The organism is Streptomyces sp. NPDC006711, assembly GCF_042869775.1.
GTDB lineage: Bacteria > Actinomycetota > Actinomycetes > Streptomycetales > Streptomycetaceae > Streptomyces.
Genome location: NZ_JBIAGO010000004.1, coordinates 471,446 through 477,725, shown reverse-complemented (window position 1 = coordinate 477,725; position 6,280 = coordinate 471,446). Strand labels below are relative to the sequence as shown.

Annotated in this window: 7 protein-coding genes; 3 read left to right on the top strand and 4 right to left on the bottom strand. The window is 68.5% G+C overall.

Annotated elements, in window-relative coordinates; genetic code table 11:
* Positions 1-781: 781 nt before the first annotated feature.
* Both ACFYM2_RS12725 and ACFYM2_RS12720 read right to left on the bottom strand, forming a co-directional pair.
* A complete protein-coding gene (locus ACFYM2_RS12725; protein ID WP_388835787.1) occupies positions 782-1,180 on the bottom strand; it encodes a hypothetical protein in 399 nt (132 codons plus the stop codon).
* 85 nt (positions 1,181-1,265) lie between these two features.
* Positions 1,266-1,442, bottom strand: a complete 177-nt coding sequence (locus ACFYM2_RS12720; protein ID WP_388835784.1) for a hypothetical protein — start codon at positions 1,440-1,442, stop codon at positions 1,266-1,268.
* A gap of 388 nt (positions 1,443-1,830) precedes the next feature.
* Between ACFYM2_RS12720 and ACFYM2_RS12715 the strand changes: the two genes are divergently transcribed.
* The 3 genes from ACFYM2_RS12715 to ACFYM2_RS12705 are packed head-to-tail and all read left to right on the top strand — an operon-like array spanning position 1,831 to position 3,826.
* Positions 1,831-2,088 carry a type II toxin-antitoxin system Phd/YefM family antitoxin gene (locus tag ACFYM2_RS12715; RefSeq protein WP_388835781.1) on the top strand — a complete coding sequence of 86 codons (258 nt, stop codon included), beginning with the start codon at positions 1,831-1,833 and terminating at the stop codon, positions 2,086-2,088.
* Entirely contained in the window at positions 2,085-2,330 is a 246-nt protein-coding gene (locus ACFYM2_RS12710) for a type II toxin-antitoxin system RelE/ParE family toxin (RefSeq protein ID WP_388835778.1), read from the top strand. Before ACFYM2_RS12715 ends, ACFYM2_RS12710 begins: the two co-directional genes overlap by 4 nt.
* A gap of 50 nt (positions 2,331-2,380) precedes the next feature.
* Positions 2,381-3,826: a zeta toxin family protein gene (locus tag ACFYM2_RS12705; RefSeq protein ID WP_388835775.1), complete on the top strand. Its 1,446-nt coding sequence runs from the start codon at positions 2,381-2,383 to the stop codon at positions 3,824-3,826.
* On the opposite strand, the gene istB is transcribed toward ACFYM2_RS12705, so the two are convergent.
* Both istB and istA read right to left on the bottom strand, forming a co-directional pair.
* Positions 3,739-4,512 carry an IS21-like element helper ATPase IstB gene (gene istB, locus ACFYM2_RS12700; RefSeq protein WP_388835772.1) on the bottom strand — a complete coding sequence of 258 codons (774 nt, stop codon included), beginning with the start codon at positions 4,510-4,512 and terminating at the stop codon, positions 3,739-3,741. The two genes, ACFYM2_RS12705 and istB, sit on opposite strands and share 88 nt — an antisense overlap.
* A complete protein-coding gene (istA, locus tag ACFYM2_RS12695) occupies positions 4,509-6,107 on the bottom strand; it encodes an IS21 family transposase (protein ID WP_388835769.1) in 1,599 nt (532 codons plus the stop codon). Before istA ends, istB begins: the two co-directional genes overlap by 4 nt.
* Positions 6,108-6,280: the final 173 nt, after the last annotated feature.

The window sequence follows — 6,280 nt, the reverse complement described above, 5'->3', positions numbered from 1 at the left end:
ATCAATCCGCCACGACGGCTCGGGATCCTGCGACGATCACTAGATCAGCAGCTCAACGCATCACTCATACAGTGATCCTTCATGGATTTGTCAGAGGGCGCCGGCCCAGTCGGAGTGCGGGTACAGGCGTGAGCGACCTCCCGCACTTGCTGTCGACTCAGGGCCGCCTCATCCTGCTGGGTCTAGTCGGCCAGGGCCTGATGCTGGCCCACGAGGCGGGGACGTAGTGCACGGCGTGCGCGCCGGTCCCATCCGCGTAGCAGGCACCCGCTGCGGCCCGCCAAGCCTCCAACTGTCCTACAGCATTTGAGGGCATCGGATAGGCGAGCATTTGCGCATCTAACTCGCCCGCGCCTCGCCACCCCAATGCCCACCGCGTTCCCCCTCTTTGCAGCCCCACCCCATTGACCGGGATCAGCCCGCGTCATCAGTACGTCGAAGAACGGCTTCCTCGTCGCGGGCCGACACAGCTCGGTCAGCCCTGGCCAGCGCTCCGGAAAGCCAGGCGCTGCTGACTCTGCCGCCACCACTCAGACACGGCCCGTCAGCCCCCTGACCAGCACAGACCAATCCGCCTGAACCACACAGCGATAAAGAAATCCCACGCCAATCACTACATTCCAAGACGATCACTGAATCTGCACTCCAGAGCCCCTCCGGCTTCCGCACCTCCACGGAAACCCCAGCTCAGAGACGCACCGCACCACAGCAAAACATCCTGAAACGATCACTAGATACCCAGGCCAGCACATCACTCATCTAGTGATCACTAATGGATTTGTCACACGGCCTGGTCCCGGTCGTCGGCGTCCAGCCAGCTCGTCTTCACCAGATCCCGCAGAGTTCCGCGCGGGTAGAGGGCCACCTCGTACAGCCAGCCGTCCGCGCCGTGGCGGAGGCTGCGCTCGTATTCACCGGAGTCGTCGAAGGCGAAGCACGACAGGACGCCACCGGCCTCTTTCGCCGCGGCGACCGCGTCGTCGACCGTCGCGTAGATCTCGGTGAAGTCGCCCCAGGGTGTGGACATGGGCCCGAAGGTGTAGTCGTCCTTCGCCATCAGCTGCGGCAGGACGGCCGCCATCGCCGCGAACGTGGCGGCGTTGCGCGACGCCGCGCTCTTGCGCTGCTGGGCCTGCTTTGCGTGCTTGGCCGCCCGCTTCTGCTGCGCTCTCTTCCCCATCGTTCCCGCCTGTGTCGAAGTTGTGCCGTATCGACCGGTAAACGGGGTAGAAGGACGTTCGTCACGCGATGTCTGGAGTGGTCAGTCACGTGCCATGAACGACGTCGGGCTCCGGGAACGCGCGGCGGGACAGCTCCCGCATCGCGGCGGTCTGCCGCTCCACCGCTGCCGTGATGTCCGGGTCGGTCCGGGGCGGCGGCGCGGCCTGGCGGTGGGCCTCGATCGCACGGCGGTAGCCGTCCGGCGGCGTCGGGCGTTCCACCGGCGCGACGGGTGTGGCCGGCGTCGGGGCCGGGGCAGCGGCCGCCCTGGCGGGGCCAGCCGTCACGGGCGCTGGCGCCAGGACGTGCACGGTACGGACGTGTCCATCCGGCACCCGCTCGTTGGCCGCCGCGATCAGCTGCTCTGCGCACCGGCGCGGCTCCGTGCCGTACGCGGGCGCGCGCGTCGGGGGCGACGTCCAGGCGGCCAGTGTTCGCGTCGAAGCCCACGGCCTGGACGTGACCTGCGAGCTCGGGCACGGCCGCGGCGACGATGGCGTCGAACTGGGCGAGGACGCTGCGAAGGCAGAGCCCAGCGCCTGACGCTCCACCGGTCAACCCGTCTGCTCCGGACGACTAATATGTGCACACTTATGTAATGTGGTGTGCATGACGGAGACGGCGTACTCGATTGTGGAAGCTCGGGCCCGCCTCGGGGCCATCGCCCGCGAGGTCAGTGCAACGCGTGAACCGGTCGCCATCACCGACCACGGTCACACCATCGCCATCCTGATGAGCCCCGCAGACGCCCTGGAACTCCAGGAGATGCGCGCACTGGCGGCCCACCGCGCCCGCCAGGCACGGGGTGAGAACGCCGGCGTCCCGCACGATGAGGCCTACCGGCGTGTGTTCGGGGATGAGGCGTGAGCTACGAGGTCATCTGGGAACCCGAAGCCCTCGCCCAGGCGGAAAAGTTCGCCAAGGACGACCCGGCGGGGGTGCGGCAGGTCTTCACCGCCGTCGACCACCTCGCCGTCGAACCGCGCCCCGAGGGTGCCTTCGGCAGCGCCGACGTGCTGCGCATCCATGTCGGGGTCTACCGGGTGCTGTACGAGATCAGCGATCAGCAGATCCGGGTCAGCGTCATTCACCTGGGACGCCTGCGCTGAATATGAGCGGCGGCTGGGAGGGTCTGACCGGCGCGGCGGGGAAGACGGCCATGGGTTCGGTGGAGCTGTCCGACCGTGCGCGTCAACGCGTCCTGATGCGGCGGATTCTGCCGGTCGCCACGCGTGACGCGGTCCGCCAGGAGCGGCCCGTCGTACTGTTCGTGGCGGGGCCGCCGGGCAGCGGCAAGACAGTCGTCGCCGACCTTCTGCACGCGGTGCTGGAGGGCCGGGGTGGTGCGGTGCGGGTGGGCAGCGACATGTACAAGGTTGAGCATCCGGCCTATGCCGAGGCCTTGGCCGAGGACGTCCGTACGGCCGGGGTTCTGGTCCGTGCGGACACGCGTGTATGGCAGGCCGGGGTAGAAGAGCACGTGCGTGAGCATGGGTTCGACGCGGTGGTGGAGACTGCGCTGGCTGATCTGGAGCAGTTCCGTGCGGATGCGGCTGCTTACCGGCGTTCGGGGCACCGGATCGAAGTCGCGGCCGTCGTCACCGCCCCCGCGCTGAACCAGCTCGGGGTGCTGGACCGCTATTTGGCCGGGAGCGTGCGGTATGTGTCCTGGGAGAACCAGGCCCACTGCACCCGGCAGATCCCTGCCGTTCTGGAGGCCATTGAGGCGGAGCAGCTCGCCGACCGGGTCGTGCTGCTGCGCCGGGGCTGTGAGCTGATCTATGACAACGAGTTGGACTCCAGTGGTGGGTGGCGTCGGCGGCCGGCGGCATCGCGGGCCTGGGTGCACGAGAGTGGCCGGCCCTGGTCGGCGCGGGAGACGGCGGTGTTCCGGAGTGGCCTGGCCCTGGCGGGCCGCCAGGTGGAGCTTGCCCCGCTCGAGGACGACCAGCGCCTGGCGGTGCGCCGGGATGCGGAGCGGGCGGCGGCGCTGGCCGAGCCCGTGCAGCGCCGCGCTCAGGCGCGCACCCGTGCTCCGGGCGTCGACTATCACCGGCTGTCTCCGGACGAGCACGACTTCATCTTCGATGAAATGCTCGCGCCGACCTATCTGAGCGGCGTGGTCGGGCGCGAGGACCCGCGGGTGGTCTACGTCATCGGGCAGCCGGGCGCGGGCAAGCTCGCCACATCACGCATGGTCAAGCGGGCCATGCGGCCGGGGACCACTCGCCTGGAGGGCGACGACTTCAAGGCCGCGCACCCCGACTACTACCAGCTCCTGCGGGACGATCCCCGCAGTGCCGGGGCTGCGATCCGGGCCGACTACCGGGCCTGGTTCACCCGCGCGGAGCGCCATGTACGCGAGCGGCGCGGTGATGTCCTGATCGAGGCCGCGCCGGGCAGTGCTGCTGAATTCCTGGACAGCGCGCTGCCGTTCGCGGCCGAGGGGTGCGGACGTTCACGTATTTCCCCGGGGCTGAGTTCACGTAATTCCCCAGCCCCGGGCGCCGATGGCGGCTACTTGACTGACGGCTTGGTGGGCTTGTCGGTGGGGTTCTTGGGGCGCTTGTTCGGACGGTCGCTGGGGCCGTTCATGATGACCTGATGGCTGGTGTTGATGAGCCGGTCGAGGAGGGACTCGGCGACGACGGGGTTGGGGAAGAGGGGATACCAGTCGCTGGGTGCCCGGTTGCTGGTGATGATCAGGGACCGGCCCTGCCGCTCAGAGACGAGTTCGTAGAGGTCGTCGGCGTGGGCCGCGGAGAGCTGGCGCATGGCGAAGTCGTCGAGGATGAGCACGTCGGGCCGTACGAGTTCTCGGATCCGTTTCTCCCAGGTGCGGTCCGCGTGGCCGCCGGCGAGTTCGGCGAGGATCCGGCTGGTCTTGGCGAAGCGGACGTGGGCACCCTGCCGGACGGCGAGGTGGCCCAGGGCCTGGGCGATATGCGTCTTGCCCACCCCGACCGGACCGAACAAAATTACGGACTCGCCCGCATGCAGCCAGCGCAGGGCGCCCAGGTCCCGGATCTGGGCGGCGGGCAGTTTCGAGGAGGCGGTGAAGTCGAACTCCTCCAGAGTGACCTGCTGCTCGAACTTCGCCCGCTGCAGGCGTCGTTGGAAGGCAACGGTCTCGCGGCGGGTGATCTCGTCCTGGCAGAGGACCTGAAGGAAGTCGAGGTGGCCCAGTTCACCGCCGTGGGCTTGGGCGAGGCGGGCGTCGAGGGTCTCCAGCATCCCCGACAGCCGCAGGGACTTGAGTGACTCGCGCAGGGCGGTGTCCATCACGCTCATCGTGCCGTCACCTCGTCTTCGCCGTGGACCTGGTCGTCGAGGGTGTCCTCCGGGATGTCCAGGGGCACGACGGAGCCGAACAGTCCCTGCGGGCCGTGGAGGAAGGCCGCGGCGCCCGCGTCTCCGCTGGTCTCGGGCTCGGGATCGGTCTCGGTGCCGGCGATGAGGATGCCCTTGATGGTGCGGTAGGACGGGTCGCCGACCGTGATCGCTCTCGCGCAGGCCGCTTCCAGTCGCGTGTCGCCGTACTTCTTGCGCAGTTCGAGAACCCCCTGGGCTGCGCGGAGCCGGTAGAGCGCGTTGACCTCCAGGAGCTGGTCGACGACCTCGCGGCAGGCGTCGCCAACCTCGGACGCCTGGGTGCGGCACCAGATGGGCGTCTTCATCTGGAAGGCGATCTTCTCCGGCGGGTAGTCGCTCTTGTCCGTGCGTTTTCCGTGGTCGAGGGCGGCGTGGGTCTTGACCAGGTCGCCGTTGAGGAAGACCTGCACCATAGTGGCGGTGGAGCGGACGTCGACCTTGCGGCCGATCAGCTTCCAGGGCACCGAGTAGAGGGTGCGGGCGACCTTGATGTGGATGTCCGGGCCGACGGTGGCCGTCGACCAGCGGGCCAGGGTGAACGGAGTGGGCGGCAGCGGCAGCAGGGCGGCGGCCTCGACCGCGCCGAACACGGCCATCGGGGCCGCCCCGCCCAGCGGCCGGCACTGCCGCCGCCCGGCGACCTGCTGGGCCCAGGTGACGGCCTCGGTCTGCATGTGCTCGATCGAGGTGAACTCCCGCCCGCGCCAGAACGAGTCGCGGACATAGGGCATGGGCCGCTCCACCCTGGGCTTGTCCTTGGGCTTCAAGGCTCTCGCCGGGTCCACCAACGCCCCGTAGTGGGTGGCGAGTTCGGCATACGCCTTGTTGATTTTCGGGTCGTAGAGATCGGGCTTGTCGACGCCGGTCTTCAGGTTGTCCGGTACCAGCCGGCGCGGGACGCCGTCGAAGTAGCGGAAGGCCGCGACGTGTGCCTCGGTCCACGCGTGCTGGTCAAGGTGCAGGACCGGGCGGACGAACATGTGCCGTGAGCAGGGCAGCACCATCACGAACGCCCAGACGCGGTGCCGTTTGCCGGTGCGGGGGTTGGTCCACTGGCCGAGGAACCCGTAGTCGATCTGGGCTTCCTCGCCCGGCTCGACCTCGTCGCGCAGGACGGTGACCTGCGAGCGGCTCACCTCGTCGGGCAGCGTGGCGTGGACCCAGCGGCGGAACGAGGAGATCGACACCTTCAGTTTGTGCTCGTCCCGCAGCCGCTGGTGGATCGTGGAGACCGTCACGGTCCCCAGCAAGTCCTTGATGTAGTCGCGGTGTTCGTCGATGTCGGACCAGGTGACCTGCCGCAGTCTCCTGTCGACGAGGCCGGGGAACCAGCCCTCGATCAGCCCGGCCCAGTCGGCCTCGCTCATCGGCGGGCCGCCCGGGGTGATCCCGGACGCCTCCGCCGGGGCCAGGTACTTCCTGACCGTCTTGCGGTCCACCCCCAGCGACGCTGCCAGCGCGCTCTTCGAGCGGCCTGCGTACCAGTGGACGTAGATCTCGGTGATGTCGACCACGACGAACGTTCTCCTCGCCATCCCGGCTGCCCATCGGCCATCAGAACCACGGGGCGAGGAACATGAGCAGCTCCGCGACGACCAGGTCCCTCGATCCCGGACTCCGCGCTACCCATGGAGAATCCGGAGGAACCTCCATAGAGAATTACATGACGTTCAAACCGCTCAGGATG